Source organism: Streptomyces sp. HPF1205 (genome assembly GCF_020400825.1).
Classification (GTDB): Bacteria; Actinomycetota; Actinomycetes; order Streptomycetales; family Streptomycetaceae; genus Actinacidiphila.
In genome coordinates, this window is sequence record NZ_JAINVH010000014.1 from 54936 (window position 1) to 71654 (window position 16719).

Below are 16719 nucleotides of genomic sequence, written 5' to 3' on the forward strand. Positions count from 1 at the left end.
CAGGGTTGTCCCCCGGGATCGGATCAGGGACGGACCAGGGTCGGGCCCGGTGCCGCGGGGCCGGTGGAAGCGGTCACCATGGGACGCATGACCGACGAGCCGCCGAAGGCACAAGCGCGGGACCGGGACCCAGGCCGGGACCCGGGACGCGACCCGGACCGGAACGGGGACGGTGACCGGCCCCGGGACGGGGACGGAACCCGGGACGGGGACCGGCTCCGGCTGACGCGCGCCCGCCACCACAAGGTCCTGGCCGGCGTCTGCCAGGGCGCCGGGCGCTACTTCGGCGTGGACCCGGTGATCTTCCGCATCGTGCTGGCCGTGCTCTCGCTGACCGGCGGCATCGGCCTGATCGTGTACGGGCTGGGCTGGCTGGTGATGCCGCAGGAGGGCCCGGGCGGCCGGGAGGAGGAGAGCGAGGCGCACCGGCTGCTGTCCGGACGCATCGAGGGCGCCCCGCTGGCCGCCGTCCTGATGACGCTGGTCGGCTGCGGCCTGTACGCGTCGATGCTCGGCAACAGCGGCAACCAGGCGTTCTCGCTGATCCTGCTGGCCGCGACCGCGGGCGCGGTCTACTGGTCGCAGCGCCGCCGGGTCGCGGTGGCGGCCGGCGAGCAGGCGGCGGCGGGCGGCGGCGTGGGCGGGGTCTCCACCGCCGTGGCCAACGCCGTCGCGGACGCGCCGCCCGCCGCGCAGGCCCCGCCGGAGCCGGGCGGCTCGCCGTCGTGGTGGCGCGACCCGGCCGTCAAGGAGCCGTACCTGTGGGGCCCCGACGACGGCCCGTACTCGGACACCGACCGCGCGGCATGGCGGGAGCGCAAGAAGGCGGAGCGCCGGGAGAAGGCCTGGGTGCTGCCCCTGCTGACGTTCCTGCTGGCGGTGACCGCCGCGACCGTCGGCACGGGGGCGTCGTGGCCGTACCGGACCGCCGGCGCCAGCCTGGAGATCGGGCTGGCGGCGGCACTCGGGGTGTTCGGTGTCGCGTTCGTCATATCGTCGTTCGCGGGCCGGGCGCGCGGCGGCACGGTGTTCTTCTCCTTGCTGACGATCGCCGCCCTGATCGGCGCGTCCGCGCTGCCCAAGGAGGGGCACGGCATGGGCGGGCGCACCTGGCGCCCGGTCCAGGTCGCGGCGGTGCACGAGGCGTACTCCCTCGGCGGCGGCAAGGGGACGCTGGACCTGACGGCACTCGACCTCAACGGGGCCACCGTGTCGACCCGCGTGACGGTGGGCGTGGGCGAGGTCGAACTGCGGCTGCCCGCGGACGCCACCGTGCATCTGCACTACGACCTCGGCATCGGCAACGTGTCCCCGCCGGACAGGATCGACCATGGAGACGACGGCGTGAACGTCGGACAGCACAAGCAGGTCACGTACGCCCCCGCCCCGGGCACCTTGTCCACGGGGACGATCGACGTGCGGGTGAAGCTGGGCGTGGGCCATGTGACGGTGGACCGATGAGGCGGCACCGCTTCGAGCCGGCGGCCCTCGTGATGGGCCTGGTCCTGCTCTTCATGAGCACCGCGTTCGTTCTGGACTCCTGCGGGGTGTGGAACCTGTCGTACCCGCGTCGCTCGGTGCCGATGGCGGTCGCCGGGATCGCCCTGGCGGCGGCGACCGCGATCCTCACGCAGGGGGTGCGGTTCGTACGGAGCCTGCGCGCGCGGAGGCGGGCCCGCGAGCACCCGGCACCCGGCGACCACCGGTACGACGCCGCCTGATCAGCGCGTCCAGCGACAGGTAGGGCGCCCCGGCCAGCACCAGCGGCAGCCACGCCATGAGGTACGCCAGGTCGTTGCCGTAGTAGTACGGGGTGGTCGGCCAGCTCACCGTCAGCCACAGGCTGAGCGAGACGAGGGCGCCGCCGGCCGCAGCGACCCGGCCGAGCAGCCCGGCCAGGGTGCCCAGGCCCGCCGCGATCTCACCGAAGGCGATGGCGTACCCGAAGCCGTGCGGCGCCTTCAGCGCGAGGTCGACCATCGCGGGGATCGCCGCGCCGCCCTTGGCGCCGTGCAGGATGCCGACCAGGGAGCCGGGGGCGGAGTCGGTGAAGAAGGTGGGGCTGGTGAGCTTGTCGAGCCCGGCGTAGACGAAGGTCGCACCGAGGAAGATCCGCAGCGGCAGCAGGGCGTACCGGCGTGCGGTGTCCCGCACCGTTTCGAGCATCGTCGACCACCTCTCCTCGCCGCCGCCGGCCGTGGCGGCGGTTTCGGAGAGCTGTACGCAGACGGCGGGCGAGCCGCTCAACGCGGACCGGGACCGGATGGAGATCCGGTCCCGGTCCTGGCAGTCACTCCCACTCGATGGTGCCCGGGGGCTTGCTGGTGACGTCGAGGACGACCCGGTTGACGTCCTTGACCTCGTTGGTGATGCGGGTGGAGATGCGGGCCAGGACGTCGTACGGGAGCCGGGACCAGTCGGCGGTCATGGCGTCCTCGGACGAGACCGGGCGCAGCACCACGGGGTGGCCGTAGGTGCGGCCGTCGCCCTGGACGCCGACGCTGCGGACGTCGGCGAGCAGCACCACCGGGCACTGCCAGATCTCGCGGTCCAGGCCGGCGGCGGTCAGCTCCTCGCGGGCGATGAGGTCGGCCTCGCGCAGCAGGTCCAGCCGCTCCTTGGTGACCTCGCCGACGATACGGATGCCCAGGCCCGGGCCGGGGAACGGCTGCCGGTGGACGATCTCGTCGGGCAGGCCCAGCTCCTGGCCGACCATCCGCACCTCGTCCTTGAACAGCTTGCGCAGCGGCTCGACGAGTTCGAACTCCAGGTCCTCGGGCAGGCCGCCGACGTTGTGGTGCGACTTGATGTTGGCGGTGCCGGTGCCGCCGCCGGACTCGACCACGTCCGGGTAGAGGGTGCCCTGGACCAGGAACTCCACCGGCTGGTCGTCCGGCGCCTCGGCCACGATCTGGGCCTGCGCCTGCTCGAAGACCCGGATGAACTCGCGGCCGATGATCTTCCGCTTCTGCTCGGGGTCGGACACCCCGGCCAGCGCCGCCAGGAACCGCTCCGAGGCGTCGACCACCTTGAGCTGCACACCGGTGGCGGCGACGAAGTCCTTCTCGACCTGCTCGGTCTCACCCTTGCGCATGAGGCCGTGGTCGACGTACACGCAGGTCAGCTGCTTGCCGATGGCCCGCTGCACCAAGGCGGCGGCGACCGCGGAGTCCACTCCGCCGGACAGACCGCAGATCGCCCGCCGGTCGCCGACCTGGGCGCGGATCGCGGCGATCTGCTCGTCCACGACGTTGGTGGTGGTCCAGGTCGGGGCCAGGCCCGCGCCGCGGTAGAGGAAGTGTTCGAGGATCTGCTGGCCGTGCGTGGTGTGCAGCACCTCGGGGTGGTACTGGACGCCGTACAGCCGCTTGGCGTCGTCCTCGAAGGCGGCGACCGGGACCACGTCGGTGGAGGCGGTGACGGTGAAGCCCTCCGGGGCCGCCGAGCAGGCGTCGCCGTGGGACATCCACACCGACTGGTCGGCCGGGGTGCCCTCGAAGAGGGTGGAGGCGGGCTTGGCGACGGTCAGCGCGGTGCGGCCGTACTCCCGGGCCCCGGTGTTGTCGACGGTGCCGCCGAGCGCGGTCGCCATCACCTGGAAGCCGTAGCAGATGCCGAGGACGGGCACGCCGGCCTCGAACAGCGCCCGGTCCAGCCCGGGCGCCCCCTCCTCGTACACCGAGGACGGGCCGCCGGACAGGATGACCGCGCTGGGGTTCTTCGCCAGCATCTCGGCGACCGGCATGGTCGAGGGCACGATCTCGCTGTACACCCGCGCCTCGCGCACGCGGCGGGCGATGAGCTGGGCGTACTGGGCACCGAAGTCGACGACGAGGACGGTGTCGGTACGCACGTCGGTCGCGTCGGGGACGGCGGGGGCGGGGCTTGCCACGGGCGGCCTTCCGGCGGTGGTTTCGGGGGGTTCGGGTCCCGAGTCTACCTTCGCTACACTCGGCCTCATGAACTCGCCCACCTTCGCGTTTACCTACGGCACCCGGCCGGTCCGGCTGCCATGGTCGCGTCGCGTGAGCGACTGACGAGCGACTCACCAAGGCGCCCCGGGCCACACGGCCCGGGGCGCCTTTCGCGTTCCGCGGGTCGGGCCCGGCCGGTTCAGGCCTTTCGGCGAGCACGTCAGCCGGCCACCAGAAAAGGAGCAGACCATGACCCTTCCCGGCACCGACCCCCGGACCGCCCCGACCGCCCGCCCCGCGGCCGATCCGGCTCCCGTTCCCGCCGGCGTCCCCGCCCCGGCCACCGCCACCGCCCCCACCGCCGGTCCCGAGGCCGGTCCCGAGGCGCTCATCGCCGAGCGGCGGCGCCGGATCGACGCCCTCGACGCCCGCCTCATCGACCTCGTACGCGAGCGGATGAACGTGTCCGCCGAGGTGCAGGCCGCCCGCGTCGGCAGCGGCGGGAGGCGGGTGCACCTGGCCAGGGAGATGGAGATCCTGCGGGCCTACGGCGACGCGCTCGGCCGGCCCGGCACCGCGCTGGCCATGACGCTACTGGAACTGTGCCGCGGCAAGGTGTGAGCCGGGGCGGCCGGGGCGGGGACTCGCGCGGTGCGTACGGGAGGGGCCGGGCGGGAGCCGCGCTGTGCGGCAACCCCGTTCAGGCGGATCACCCGATCGGCACGTGACCGGGTCGCCGGCCCTTCGTTGGAGGAGGTGTCCGTGCCAGCCAGGGGCGGTGCAACCAGCACCACGCGCGTGTGGGCGAGGTGTGACCGGTGCGATGAGGCGGCCGCTGTCGTGCGGCCGCCGTGGGACCTCGCACCGGCGTCCAGCGACCGGACGGCAGGGGACAGCGGCCCGGTCGCGACTCGAAGAGGCGGTCGGCTCCCGGGGACGCCTGGGACCGGCCGCTCCGCGCAGGCAACATTACCGCCTTTTCAGGGCGATCGCGGCGATCACGGCTTTCCGGGCGCGGGTGCCTTCGGCGGGACCGCCGGGACCGGGAGGAGCGGCAGCCGCAGCGCGCCGAAGGCGTCCTCCGGCACCGCCGGTGCGGCGGGCGCGACGGGTGCGATCCGCCGGTAGCCCTCGCCCTGGGCCGGCCGCGGGTCGGGCTCGCCCTTGTTGGGCCACAGCGCCATCGCCCGCTCGGCCTGCGCGGTGATGGTCAGCGACGGGTTGACGCCGAGGTTCGCGGAGACCGCGGAGCCGTCGACCACCGAGATGCCGGGGTGCCCGTACAGCCGGTGGTAGGGGTCGATGACGCCGTGGCCGGCGTCCTCCCCGATCGGGCAGCCGCCCAGGAAGTGCGCGGTCATCGGGCGCTCGGCGGCCTCGCCGATGTTGCTGCCCGCGAAGCCGTTGATCTCCCGGGCCAGCAGCCGGGCGGCCTCCGCGCCCTCGGGGATGTGGGTGGGGTTGGGAGCGCCGTGCCCCTGACGGGCGGTCAGCAGGCCCTTGCCCAGCCCCTTGGTCTTCCGGTACGTGGTCAGCGAGTTGTCGCTGGTCTGCATCACCAGGCCGATGATCGTCCGCTCCGACCACCGGTAGTTGGACAGCGAGCGCAGCGCCAGCACCGGGTGGCGGACGTTGTTGCCGAGGAACTCCGCCCAGCGCGGCAGCCTGCCCTTGTACGGCGCCGCCAGCGTGGACAGCGAGCCCATCGCGTTCGAGCCGCGGCCGTAGCGCACCGGCTCGATGTGGGTGTGGTCGTTGGGGTGCACGGAGGAGGTGATGGCCACGCCCTGCGTGAAGTCCGGGATCCGGCCGGGGTGGCGCTTGCGGTAGCGGCGCGCCGAGGTCTGCGCGCCCACCAGCGCCTCGGAGTTGGTGCGGGTCAGCTCGCCGAGCCGCGCGGACAGGCCGGGCAGCCTGCCTGTGTCGCGCATCGCGTGCAGCAGCGTCTGCGTCCCGTACGTGCCCGCCGCGAGCACCACGTGGCGGCACCGCAGCACCCGCCGGGGGCCCTTGCCGCGGCGGTCGGTCGGCACGGTGGTGACCTGGTGGCCGCCCTCGGCGTGCTCGGTGACGTCCACCACGGTGGTCATCGGGTGGATGACGGCGCCGGCGCGCTCCGCGAGGTGCAGGTAGTTCTCGGTGAGCATGTTCTTGGCGCCGTGCCGGCAGCCGGTCATGCACTCGCCGCACTCGGTGCAGGCCCGGCGCGTGGGACCCGCGCCGCCGAAGTACGGATCGGCGACCTCCTCGCCGGGCGCCGCCTTCGCCCCTTCCGCACCGCCCGCGTCCTTGCCGTCGCCGAAGAACACGCCGACCGGCGCCATGTGGAAGGTGTCGCCGACCCCCATCGCCTCGGCCGCGGCCCGCAGGTGCACGTCGGAGGGGGTGAGCGTGGGGTTGAGCCGCACCCCGAGCATGCGCCGCGCCTGGTCGTAGTACGGCTCCAGCTCCTCCTGCCAGTCGGTGATGTGCCCCCACTGGCGGTCCTGGAAGAAGGCGGGCGGCGGCACGTACAGGGTGTTGGCGTAGTTCAGCGAGCCGCCGCCGACCCCGGCGCCGGCCAGCACCAGGACGTTGCCGAGGACGTGGATGCGCTGGATCCCGTACAGCCCGAGCGCGGGCGCCCACAGGTAGTCGCGGACGTCCCAGGAGTTCTTGGGCAGTTCGTGGCGGGCGAAGCGGCGGCCGGCCTCCAGGACGCCGACCCGGTAGCCCTTCTCGGTCAGCCGCAGGGCGGCGACCGAGCCGCCGAACCCGGAGCCGACCACGATGACGTCGTAGTCGTACGGGTCGTCGCTGCGGGTGTCACTGCCGGTGTCGCGGCCGGTGTCGCGGCCGGTGTCGCGGGCAGCGTCGCTGCCGTCGGCGTCGTGCGGGCCGGTGCCGTCGGTGTCCTGTGGCACGGGGTCCTCCGGGATTCGGCGGTACGGGGGGGGTCAGCGCATCCGCAGCGTCTTCATCAGCTTCAGGGAGCGGCTGAGGAACGCGGCGTACTTCTCGTCTGTCATGCCCAGGGCCGGCCCCATCGGCAGCAGGCGCTGGGTGGCGACGGTCTGCGCCTCGGTGTACTTGAGGATGCCCTCCGAGCCGTGCCTGCGGCCGAGTCCCGAGTCCTTCATGCCGCCCATGGGCGCGCGGACGCTGCCGTACGCGGAGGCGTACGCCTCGTTGACGTTGACCGTGCCGGAGTTCAGCCGGGCGGCGAGGCGCGCGCCCCGGCGCGTGTCGCGGGTCCACACGCTGGAGTTGAGGCCGTACGAGGTGGCGTTCGCCCGCTCGACGGCCTCGTCCTCGTCGCGGAAGCGGTAGACGGACACCACCGGCCCGAAGGTCTCCTCGGCGCAGACCGCCATCGGGGGCTCGACGCCGTCGAGGATCGTCGGCTCGTAGACGTACGGGCCCACGTCCGGCCGCGCGCGGCCGCCGGCCAGCACCCGGGCGCCCTTCTCCCTGGCCTCCTCGACGTGCCGGGTGACGGTCTCCAGCTGCCGCGGGCCGACCAGCGATCCCATGCCGGCCCCGTAGGCGAGGGAGGTGCCCAGCCTGATCCGCTTCGTGCGCGCGACGAACTTCTCCAGGAAGGCGTCGGCGACGGACTCGTCGACGAAGAGCCGCTCGATGGAGATGCACAGCTGCCCGGCGGAGGCGAAGCAGGCGCGGACCGCGCCGTCGGCGGCCTTGTCCAGGTCGGCGTCGCGCAGCACCAGCAGGGCGTTCTTGCCGCCGAGTTCGAGGGAGGCGCCGATCAGGCGGGCGGCGGCACGCTGGGCGACCTCCCGGCCGGTGCGGGTGGAGCCGGTGAACGAGACGTAGTCGGCGTGCTCGACCACGGCGGGACCGACCACCGGGCCGTCGCCGATGACGACCTGCCACACGTCGGCGGGCAGCCCGGCCTCGATCATCTGCTCGCGCGCCCACAGGGCGGTCAGCGCGGTCTCGGTGTCGGGCTTCATCACCACGGCGTTGCCGGCCGCGAACGCGGGCAGGGCGTCGCCGATGGTCAGCTCGAACGGGTAGTTCCAGGGCGCGATCTGGCCCACCACGCCCTTGGGCCGGCGCAGTTCGACGGTCTTGGTCAGTACCGGGATGGCTCCGGTGTGCCGCCTGGGCCGCAGGTACGCCGGGGCGCGGAACCCGAAGTGCCGGGCGGCCATCGCCACCACCTGCACTTCCTCGTGCGCGTGCAGCCGGGTCTTGCCGGTCTCCACCTGGATCAGGTCCAGCACCTCGGCCTGCCGGGCCAGGACCAGGTCGTGGAACCGCAGCAGGACGGCGGCGCGGCGCCCGGCCGGTACCGCAGCCCAGTCCCGCTGCGCCGCCCGCGCCCGGTCGAACGCCTCGGCCACCTCCCGCGGGCTCGTCTCCGGCAGGTCGGCCAGCTTCTCGCCGGTCAGCGGGGTGTGGCTCACGGTCCGCCCGGACCCGGTGACGCCTTTCACCAGCCGGGCGACCACGTCAGGGGTGACGACGTCGTGCGGCTCCCGGCCGCCGGGGGGCGCGACCGGGTTCGCGTCGGCGGGCGGCGTGCTCGGCGATTCCGTCATGCGGGGAGGTTACGACTGCCGGGCGCCCTGTGGATACCCGTCAGTAGCTGTTTTTGGGGTGAGCTTGCCAACCAAGCCAGTCCCCGGTGGCACTTTCCGGCGAACGGCTCCCCCGCGGGTACCGGGTGGTCCGGTCAGCGCGGCCGGAACGTGGCCCGTGCCGTGTCGAAGGTGTGACGGGCCTCTTCCACGCGCTCGATGGGCGAGGACAGCCATATGTCGTACATCCGGCCGTCCTGGGTCCAGCACAGGTCGAAGGTGCGGCGCGGGCCGCCGCCGTCCGGGAAGCCGTCGTAGGTGAACTCCCACAAGGCGGCGGCCTGTCCGTGCTGGGTGGTGCGGGTGATGATGCCGTCGCGGTAGCCCTGGTACTGGGTGTTCCTGCCCTGCGAGGCGAGGTCCTGGTCGCGCAGCACGGCGTACGGGCCGCGCGGGTCGGTCCGCTGGCTGCGCTCGCCGAAGCGGAAGGCGTGGTCGGCCGACCAGTAGTAGACCCGCGGCGGCTGGTCCTGCCGTACGTAGCCGGCGGGCAGCGCCACGGTGAAGCCCGCGGGGTCGTGGACGGTACGGAAACCGGCCGGGGTCGTCGCGGGTCCCGTGGTGGGCGCGGGCGTCGTCGGCGGGGCCGTGTGGCCCAGCGGCGGCAGGGAGGCGGTCGTGGTGACCGTCGTGGGCGAGGGAGCGCCGCCGGCCTCTCCCCGGGTGACCACGATCGCCGCGGTCGCGCCCGCCACCACGGCCAGCACGGTCACGGCGACGGCCCCGAAGGCCATCCGCCCGCGGCCCGCACCCGGCCGGTCCGGCGCGGGCCGGTCGGTACCGGCGGGGACCGCCGTGCCCGCCGGCTCCGGCCCGGCGGGCACGTGGGACGCGGGGGCCGCCCCGCCGTCCCCGGGGCCTTCGGGGTTCGGCAGGACCGGCGTGTCCGGCTCGGCGCCGGTCACCGCGTACGCCATCAGGACCGTCTGCACCTCGGCCGCCGCCATCCGCCGTGCCGGGTCGCGGTCCAGCAGGCTGCTCACGACCGGCAGCAGCGGCCCCACCGTGGCGGGCGGCGTGAAGTCGTCGATCGCGACCGCGTGCACGATCTCGCCGATCGACTCGCGGTGGAAGGGCGACTGGCCGTCGACGGCCGCGCACAGCAGGGCGCCCAGCGACCACAGGTCGGACTCGGGTCCCGCGCCGCGCCCCGACATCCGCTCGGGCGCGGTGTACTCGGGCGAACCGACGAACGAGCCGGTCTCGCTGATGGTGGCGCTGCCCGGGACCCGGGCGATGCCGAAGTCGGTGAGGACCACCCGGCCGGTGTCGCGCTCGATGAGGACGTTGGCCGGTTTCACGTCGCGGTGCTGGATGCCGTGGTCGTGGGCGGCCCGCAGCGCGCCCGCGACCGCCGCGCAGATCCGGGCGGCCTCGCGCGGGTCCAGCGGACCGTCGTCCCGCAGGACGTCGGCGAGCGAGCGGCCGTCGACCAGCTCCATGACGATCCACGGGCGGCCGTCCTGCTCCACCACGTCGTGGACGACCACGACGTGCGGGTGCCGGATCCTGGCCACGCTCCGGGCCTCGCGCAGCGCGCGCTCGCGCCGGTCACCCGCCTCGACCTCGGTCAGCCCGATGTCGGGCAGGTGCAGTTCCTTGACGGCCACCTGACGGCGCAGCAGCTCGTCGGTGGCACGCCACACCGTGCCCATGCCGCCGCGGCCGAGCCGCCCCTCGATCCGGTACCGGCCCGCGACCATGTCGCGCGACTGCCGCTCGGCCATGGTCTGTCTCCGGCCCCCGTCACCTGACATACGGCCATCATGCCCGACCCCGGCTCCGCCTTGAGAGCTCCGAGCAGAATGGGCGTCCGGTCAGCTCGCGGCGTCTGGTGCCGTACATCGCAAGGCGCCGGTTCGTCCTCGTACTGGGCGTACTCGGACGAATCGGCAACTGGGGGTGCCTCCCGCCGAAGGTAGGGGGAGAGGTGCGGTGCCAGGCGTCGCGAGCAGGACGCCCATTCTGCTCGGAGCTCTGAGGCCAAGCACACGATCCCCACACCTGAGGGGCCGCCCCCACCGGCCGGTCAGGACGCCGTGTAGGTCTCCACGGCCTTGTCGAAGGCGCGCTGTACGGCGGCCCGCTCGCTGTCCGGGCCGGAGACGAGGACCACGTGGTAGCGGCCGCCGATCTGGACGGCGAGGTTGCGGGCGTAGACGGTCCTGTCGTCGGCGTCGCGCCAGGTGTACTCGCCCTCGGCGGCGGGGTGGCCGCGCACGGTGAGGGTCTGCAGGCCGGAGGCCGAGGACCAGCCGGAGTCGCGGAAGTCGCCGAGCTCGGGCTCCACGAGCTGGTACGCGAGCGGGTCACTGCTGTCCCCCGACGCCTTGTCGCGGCCCGGGACCACGGTCATCCGCAGGTCGCTGCCCGTGAAGACGACCTGGCCGCTTCCCCCGGCCGTCCGCTGCCAGCCGGTGTGGACGGCGACGGTGAAGCCCGCGCGGTCGGTCCGCAGCGCGAAGTCCGGGCCGAGGTCGGGCGGCGCGGTCAGGGACGGTGAGGCGGGCGGGGGCGCGCTCGTCGCCGGGTGGGTGGCCTTCGCGGTGGTGGGCGGAGCCGTGGTGGACGGGGTCGTGGTGGGCCGGCCGGTGTCCTTGCCGCCGGGACCGCCGCCGTCGCCGCCGGACACGCGGGCCGGCACCGAACGGTCCCCGGTGGCGCCCTGGCTGCCGGTACCGCGGTGCGGCATCGCCACCAGGGCGTACACCACCGCGGCCGCGAGGACGACCAGCACCGCGATCAGCGCGCGTCTGCCCAGCCGCCGCGGCGAGCCGGCGCCGGCCTGGGGCTTGCGGTAGACGACCTGTTCGCGTTCGTGCTGCTCGTGGCGGAGCTGGGAGCCGGCGCCGCGGAACCGGCCGGGTCCCGGCGCGGCCGGCCCGGCGGGGCGGGCGGGGGCGGGCGCCGGGGCCGCGGGGGCCGGGGCGGGCGGGGCGGCGAAGGCCGCGGCGGGCGCTACCGGTCCCGGCCGCGCGGCCTGCCCGGCGGACTTCGCGGACTTCGCGGATTTCGCCGGATCGGCGGACTTGGCCGGCTTCGCGGGCTTGACGGACTTGGCCTGCTTGCCGCGGGCGTGCCTGCGGTGCTGGGGGCCGCCGTCGGGGGCCGCGGACCGGCGGCGGCGCCGTACCAGCTCGCCCTTGCGCCGCTTGACCGGCAGCTTCGCCGGGTCGGCCGGGACCTGGACCGTCTCGGCGCCGAGGTCGGGTTCGGGCGCGGACCGGATCAGGGAGCGCAGCCAGCCGCCCAGTTCCTCGGCCTCGGGACGCTCCTCGGGGTCGGGCCGCAGCAGCGACTCCACCACCGGGCGCAGCGGCCCGCAGTCCTCGGCGAACGCCGGCGGTTCCGCGCACACCAACTGGACGAGCTCGGCCGCGTTCTCCTCGGGGAAGGGCGGATGGCCCTGGACGCTGCGGAAGAGCAGCGAACCCAGCGCCCACAGGTCGGCGGCCGGGCCGACCGGGGGCGACAGCCGCCAGTTCTCGTGCACCTCGTGGGCCTGTTCGGGGGCCCAGCGCTCGGTGACCGCGCCGACCACCGTGATCCGGTTCTGCCGGGCCCGCTCCTGCTCCAGCGCCGACCGCGGGCCGTGCCAGGACGGCTCGGCCGCCTCGCCGCCGGCCAGCACCTCCTCGGGCAGCGGATCGTAACCGCACAGCGCCTCCTGTGCGGCGCCGGCGGCCAGCCCGCCGAGCATGGCCCGGCCGTCGTCGCAGACGAGGACCGTACTGGCGGTGACGTTGCGGTGGGTCCAGCCGTTGGCGTGCAGGGCGCGCAGCGCGGTGAGGACGTCGGAGGCGACCTCGGCGGCGCGGTAGGCGTCCAGCGGGCGCTCGGCGAGGAGGGCGGCCAGCGGGCGCCCGGACACCAGTTCGCTCGCGATCCACAGGCTGCCGCCCTCGACGAAGATGTCGAAGACCTGGACCAGCCGCGGGTGGTCGGGTATCGCGGCGGCGGCCCTCGCCGCCTCCAGCGCGCGCCGGGCGGTGTCGCCCAGCGGCTCGCCGCCGTCCCCGCCGTCCCCGGTGCCGCCGCCGGTCCCGCCCGGGCCCCCCGGCGCGTCGGCGTCCTCCGCCGTCAGCACCTCGGGCAGCAGGACCTGATGGACCAGCACTTCCTGGCCGCTGTAGGTGTCGAAGGCCCGGGTCTCGACCAGCTCGAACTCGTCGGCGGGCGGCCGGGGCAGCCGGTACCGGTCGGCGAGCACCCGTCCCGCGTATTCCTCCACGGTGCCCCCCTCTCGGGCCCGATCCAACTGCGGCACCGGACGGTCCGGTTCGCACAGAACCCGCTCCGGACAGTCCTCAGCTCTTCACCATACGTGCCGCGACGGACTCGGCGGGCTGCTTTGCGGGCTGCGATGCCTTTACCCGCCCCGCGCCGCCGCTACTCCGCCCGACGCCGCGTCAGCGGAGCTGCTGGAAGGAGGAGAAGAAGGCCTGCCGCATGGCGGTCATCGACGGGGAGTCCCACTGGTCGGCCGGCATCGAGACCATGATCGCGTAGCCGTGGCTGCCGTCCGTGACGAAGCCGCGGTCGAGCACGTGGACCTTGGTGCCGTCGCTCGCGGTCCGCAGGAACTCCCAGTCGGCGGCGGTGCGGTAGCCGCGGTAGGGGACCGACTTGATGTAAAGGAAGTGGTAGCCGTTGCTGGACGAGGCCACGTCGGGCTCGTTGGCGCGCCAGGCGGCCGCCGCGTCCTTGCCCGGGTGCGAGGTGAAGTCGACCTGGACCCGGGGGTATCCGCCGTGGGCGCTGTAGATGGCGCCAGAGTCGCCCGACGTGGTGCCGGTCCAGTGCCAGTCCGAGGGCAGGGCGATCGAGAAGTGGAACTTGTCGTTGGTGAAGGTCTTGTAGCCCGCAGGGAGCGAGCCGGACGACCCCGGTGACCCCGACGCCCCCGACGACGGGGAGGCGGAGGCCGAGCCGCCCGAAGAGGCCGACGGGGAGGCCGTGCTCGTGCCGCTCGTACCGCCGGACCCGCCGTGGGAGGCGGACGGTGTGCCGCCCTTCGTACCCGAGTGGCCGCCGGCGCCGCGCGAGGGGGACGTCTTGGTGCCGGGGGAGCCGGAGTTCTTGTGGCCGCCGCCGGAGTTGGCGACCGCGATCCCGATCACCGTGCCCAGCACGGCCAGGACGACCAGGGCGATCACGATCATGGTGCGGCGGGGGACCACGTCGCTCAGCGGCGCGCGGGGAGGCGGGGGCGGGGCGCCCACCGGGGTGCCGTGCTCCGGGGCGGCCGGGGTCCGCGCCGGCGTCTGGCCGCTCTTCTGCCCGCTCTTCTGGCCGTTGGTCTGCGCGGGCTTGGCGGGGGCCTGGCGCAGGGAGCGCAGGGCGTCGCGCAGCCGGGCCTGGTCGGCGGCGGCCTGGCGGGCGGCGGGGGGCGCGTCGGTCGGCGTGGGCTGGGGGTCGACGGGAAGGACGGCGGTACGCGTCTCGCCGCTCGGGGGCGCCGGGGGCGCGACGGGTCTTTCGGGGGTGTACGCCACCGCGTTCAGCAGCCGGCGCGCGGCCGGTTCGTCCAGCCGCCGCTCGGGGTCCTTCGCCAGCAGTCCGGTGATGGCCTCGGCGAGCGGGCCGGCGTTGGCCATCGGTCCCACCGGCTCGGTCATCACCGCGGTGAGGGTGGCGATCGCCGAGCCCTTGTCGTACGGCGGCCGGCCCTCGACCGACGCGTACAACAGCGCGCCCAGCGACCACAGATCGCTGGGCGGGCCGGGCTTGCTGCCGCGGGCGCGCTCCGGCGAGATGTACGAGGGGGCGCCGACGAGCATGCCGGTGGAGGTCACGGACGGGTCGCCGTCTATCTGCGCGATGCCGAAGTCGCTGAGCACCACGCGGCCGTCGTCACCGATGAGGACGTTGGACGGCTTCACGTCGCGGTGCAGGATGCCCTCCTTGTGGGCGTCCTTGAGCACGTCGAGCAGCACCAGGCCGACCTCGGCCGCGCGCTTGGGGGTGAGCGGGCCGTCCTCGCGGATCACGTCGGCGAGCGACCTGCCCTCGACCAGTTCCATCACGATCCAGGGCCGGTCGTCCACCTTGACCACGTCGAAGACGGTGATGGCGCCGGTGTTGCGGATCCGCGCGGTCGCCTTGGCCTCGCGCAGGGTCCTGGTCACCAGGCGGCGCTTCTCGTCCTCGTCGACGTTTCCGGGGAACCGCAGTTCCTTGACGGCGACCGAGCGGCCCAGCGTCTCGTCGGTCGCCCGCCACACCGTGCCCATGCCGCCCTTGCCGAGCACGTCGGCGAGGCGGTACCGGTCCGCGAGCACACGGCCCTCGGCACCTTCGACGCCCTCGGTACCTTCGTGCTCGCTCATGGTGTCCCTCTGCTGCAAAACGGCGGCGTGTGAATTGCCATCATCCCCGACCGGGCCGACGGGGCGCCAACCCGACCCGGTCAGCCCGCTGTTGCGTCGGTCTCGCGGAACCCGGCCACCGCCGTGTCGAACACGTCGAGGTGCGCGTCCCACTCGGCCTTGGGGGCCGACAGGTAGACCGCGTACTCGGTGCCGCCGGGCTTGCCGAAGCCCAGGTCTATGGCGCGCCACTCGCGCAGCGAGCCCCTGAAGGTGAACTGCCAGATGGCGGCGGCCTCGCCGCCGCGCGTCGTCGGCTGGAGGCGCTCGCGGTGGTAGTTCTTGACCTGGGAGCGGGTCTGCGGTTCGAGGGTCAGCCAGTGCTGGTAGGGGTCGGTGCTGGCGAAGGGCAGCGCGCTGACCTTCAGTCCGACCAGGCCGGTCGGGTCCACCCAGCTCACCTGGTCGCCGTTGTCCGTGACCGTTTTCTTCCAGCCGTCGGGCACGGGCAGCGCGTAGCCGTGGTCGGGCTGCCTGGCCAGGTGGTAGCCGGCGGGTACGGGCGGCGGGGCGGGCGTCGTCGGGGACGTCGTGGGCGGGGCCGACGTGGTCGGGCCGGCCGGGCCGGTGCCGGTCGTGGTGGGCGTCGGTCCCGCGGCCTTGTGGTCGGAGCGGAAACGCTTCGCCGCGATGGCGGCCCCCGTGCCCAGCAGGACCATGGCGACGGCCGCGGCGATCCAGGGCGCGGCCCGGCGGCGGCGCGCGGGAGGCGGCGCGAGGGTCCGGGCGGAGGTGTGCGCGGGCGTCTGCGGGGGGAACCGCGCGGGCATGGGCGCCTGGGGCGGCGGGTACGCGGACGGGGGCGTGTGGCCGCCGGTGCCGCCCGTGCCGCCGGACGCGGCCCCTGCCGCGGCCCCGGCCCCGGCGGCGGGTCCGGGACCGTACTCCGTGCGCGGCAGCCCCACCGTGGGCGGCTCGGGCCGCGCGAAGCCGGAGCGTTCGACCGGCCTGGTCTCCCGCTCGGCCTCGGACAGCCGCAGCATGTGCTCGGCCTGGTCGGCCGACAGGCGCCGGCCGGGCTCCTTGGCGAGCAGGCCGGTGATGACGGTGGTGAGGGCGCCCGCGTTGGCGGCCGGGGCGACGTCCTCCTCGGCGATGGCGTACGCGGTCTCGATCGCGGTGGGCCGGCGGAAGGGCGCCTCGCCCTCGACGGCCTGGTAGAGGGTGGCGCCCAGCGCCCACAGGTCCGACTCGGGGCCGGGCATCGCGCCGCGGATGCGTTCCGGCGACAGGAAGTCGATGGAGCCGATGAGTTCGCCGGTGCGCGTCAGCGTGGAGGTGCCGGAGGCCTGGGCGATGCCGAAGTCGGTCAGGACGACCCGGCCGCTCCCGGCGGTCCCCGAGCCGGTGTTCTCCCCCTGGCCGAGCAGGACGTTGCCCGGCTTGACGTCGCGGTGCAGGACGCCGACCTGGTGCGCGGCGCGCAGGGCGGCGAGCATGGCCCGGCCGACCCTGGCGGCCTCATGGGGCGTCAGCGGGCCGTGCTGCTTGAGGTGTTCGCCGAGCGTCACGGACGGCACGTACTCCATGACGATGGACGGCAGCCCGGCGTCGTCGACCACGTCGTGCACGACGATGACGTTGGGGTGGCTGATGCGGGCGGCGGCGCGGGCCTCGCGGCGCGTGCGCTCGAAGAGCGTGGCCAGTTCGTCGTCCATCATGTGGGGCTGGGGCGGGTGAAGCTTCTTCACCGCGACCTGGCGGCCGAGCAGTTCGTCCTCCGCCCGCCAGACCGTGCCCATGCCGCCGCGGCCTATCCGCTCGATCAGCCGGTACCGGCCGGCGACCAACCGCCCCTCGTCGACCTGTCCGACCATGTCGTGCCTTTCGCCCGCTCCCCCGTCACGCGCCCTT

The 16719-nt window shown here is 74.5% G+C and carries 10 protein-coding genes; 2 read left to right on the forward strand and 8 right to left on the reverse strand.

Annotated elements, in window-relative coordinates; all coding sequences use genetic code 11:
- Window positions 1-87: 87 nt before the first annotated feature.
- The gene (locus K7G61_RS17695; RefSeq protein ID WP_225847836.1) at window positions 88-1461 is read left to right on the forward strand and encodes a PspC domain-containing protein; all 1374 of its coding nucleotides are present in this window, start codon (window positions 88-90) and stop codon (window positions 1459-1461) included.
- Between the two features lie 165 nt (window positions 1462-1626).
- Here the strand turns inward: K7G61_RS17695 and K7G61_RS17700 are convergent, their stop codons facing one another.
- Both K7G61_RS17700 and guaA read right to left on the reverse strand, forming a co-directional pair.
- Entirely contained in the window at window positions 1627-2166 is a 540-nt protein-coding gene (locus K7G61_RS17700; RefSeq protein WP_225847837.1) for a DoxX family membrane protein, read from the reverse strand.
- A gap of 124 nt (window positions 2167-2290) precedes the next feature.
- Window positions 2291-3961, reverse strand: a complete 1671-nt coding sequence (gene guaA, locus K7G61_RS17705; RefSeq protein WP_263984517.1) for a glutamine-hydrolyzing GMP synthase — start codon at window positions 3959-3961, stop codon at window positions 2291-2293.
- Between the two features lie 202 nt (window positions 3962-4163).
- On the opposite strand from guaA, the gene K7G61_RS17710 reads away from it, so the two are divergent.
- Complete coding sequence (locus tag K7G61_RS17710) at window positions 4164-4535, forward strand: chorismate mutase (RefSeq protein ID WP_225847839.1); 372 nt, start codon at window positions 4164-4166, stop codon at window positions 4533-4535.
- 377 nt (window positions 4536-4912) lie between these two features.
- Here the strand turns inward: K7G61_RS17710 and K7G61_RS17715 are convergent, their stop codons facing one another.
- The 6 genes from K7G61_RS17715 to K7G61_RS17740 all read right to left on the reverse strand — a co-directional run bounded on the left by K7G61_RS17715 (window position 4913) and on the right by K7G61_RS17740 (window position 16682).
- The gene (locus K7G61_RS17715) at window positions 4913-6817 is read right to left on the reverse strand and encodes a GMC oxidoreductase (protein WP_374204153.1); all 1905 of its coding nucleotides are present in this window, start codon (window positions 6815-6817) and stop codon (window positions 4913-4915) included.
- A gap of 33 nt (window positions 6818-6850) precedes the next feature.
- Window positions 6851-8458: a succinic semialdehyde dehydrogenase gene (locus K7G61_RS17720; RefSeq protein WP_225847840.1), complete on the reverse strand. Its 1608-nt coding sequence runs from the start codon at window positions 8456-8458 to the stop codon at window positions 6851-6853.
- Between the two features lie 134 nt (window positions 8459-8592).
- Entirely contained in the window at window positions 8593-10254 is a 1662-nt protein-coding gene (locus K7G61_RS17725; protein ID WP_225847841.1) for a serine/threonine-protein kinase, read from the reverse strand.
- 272 nt (window positions 10255-10526) lie between these two features.
- On the reverse strand, window positions 10527-12728 hold the full coding sequence (locus K7G61_RS17730; protein ID WP_225847842.1) for a protein kinase: 2202 nt from the start codon (window positions 12726-12728) through the stop codon (window positions 10527-10529).
- Window positions 12729-12906: 178 nt separating this feature from the next.
- Window positions 12907-14826, reverse strand: a complete 1920-nt coding sequence (locus K7G61_RS17735; protein WP_225847843.1) for a serine/threonine-protein kinase — start codon at window positions 14824-14826, stop codon at window positions 12907-12909.
- A gap of 80 nt (window positions 14827-14906) precedes the next feature.
- Window positions 14907-16682, reverse strand: coding sequence for a serine/threonine-protein kinase (locus K7G61_RS17740; protein WP_225847844.1), 1776 nt, complete (start codon window positions 16680-16682; stop codon window positions 14907-14909).
- Window positions 16683-16719: the final 37 nt, after the last annotated feature.

Coding starts and splice junctions, on each gene's coding strand:
- K7G61_RS17695 (WP_225847836.1), top strand. CDS start 88: ATGACCGACGAGCCGCCGAAGGCACAAGCGCGGGACCGGGACCCAGGC.
- K7G61_RS17700 (WP_225847837.1), bottom strand. CDS start 2,166: ATGCTCGAAACGGTGCGGGACACCGCACGCCGGTACGCCCTGCTGCCG.
- guaA (WP_263984517.1), bottom strand. CDS start 3,961: ATGAGGCCGAGTGTAGCGAAGGTAGACTCGGGACCCGAACCCCCCGAA.
- K7G61_RS17710 (WP_225847839.1), top strand. CDS start 4,164: ATGACCCTTCCCGGCACCGACCCCCGGACCGCCCCGACCGCCCGCCCC.
- K7G61_RS17720 (WP_225847840.1), bottom strand. CDS start 8,458: ATGACGGAATCGCCGAGCACGCCGCCCGCCGACGCGAACCCGGTCGCG.
- K7G61_RS17725 (WP_225847841.1), bottom strand. CDS start 10,254: ATGTCAGGTGACGGGGGCCGGAGACAGACCATGGCCGAGCGGCAGTCG.
- K7G61_RS17735 (WP_225847843.1), bottom strand. CDS start 14,826: ATGAGCGAGCACGAAGGTACCGAGGGCGTCGAAGGTGCCGAGGGCCGT.
- K7G61_RS17740 (WP_225847844.1), bottom strand. CDS start 16,682: ATGGTCGGACAGGTCGACGAGGGGCGGTTGGTCGCCGGCCGGTACCGG.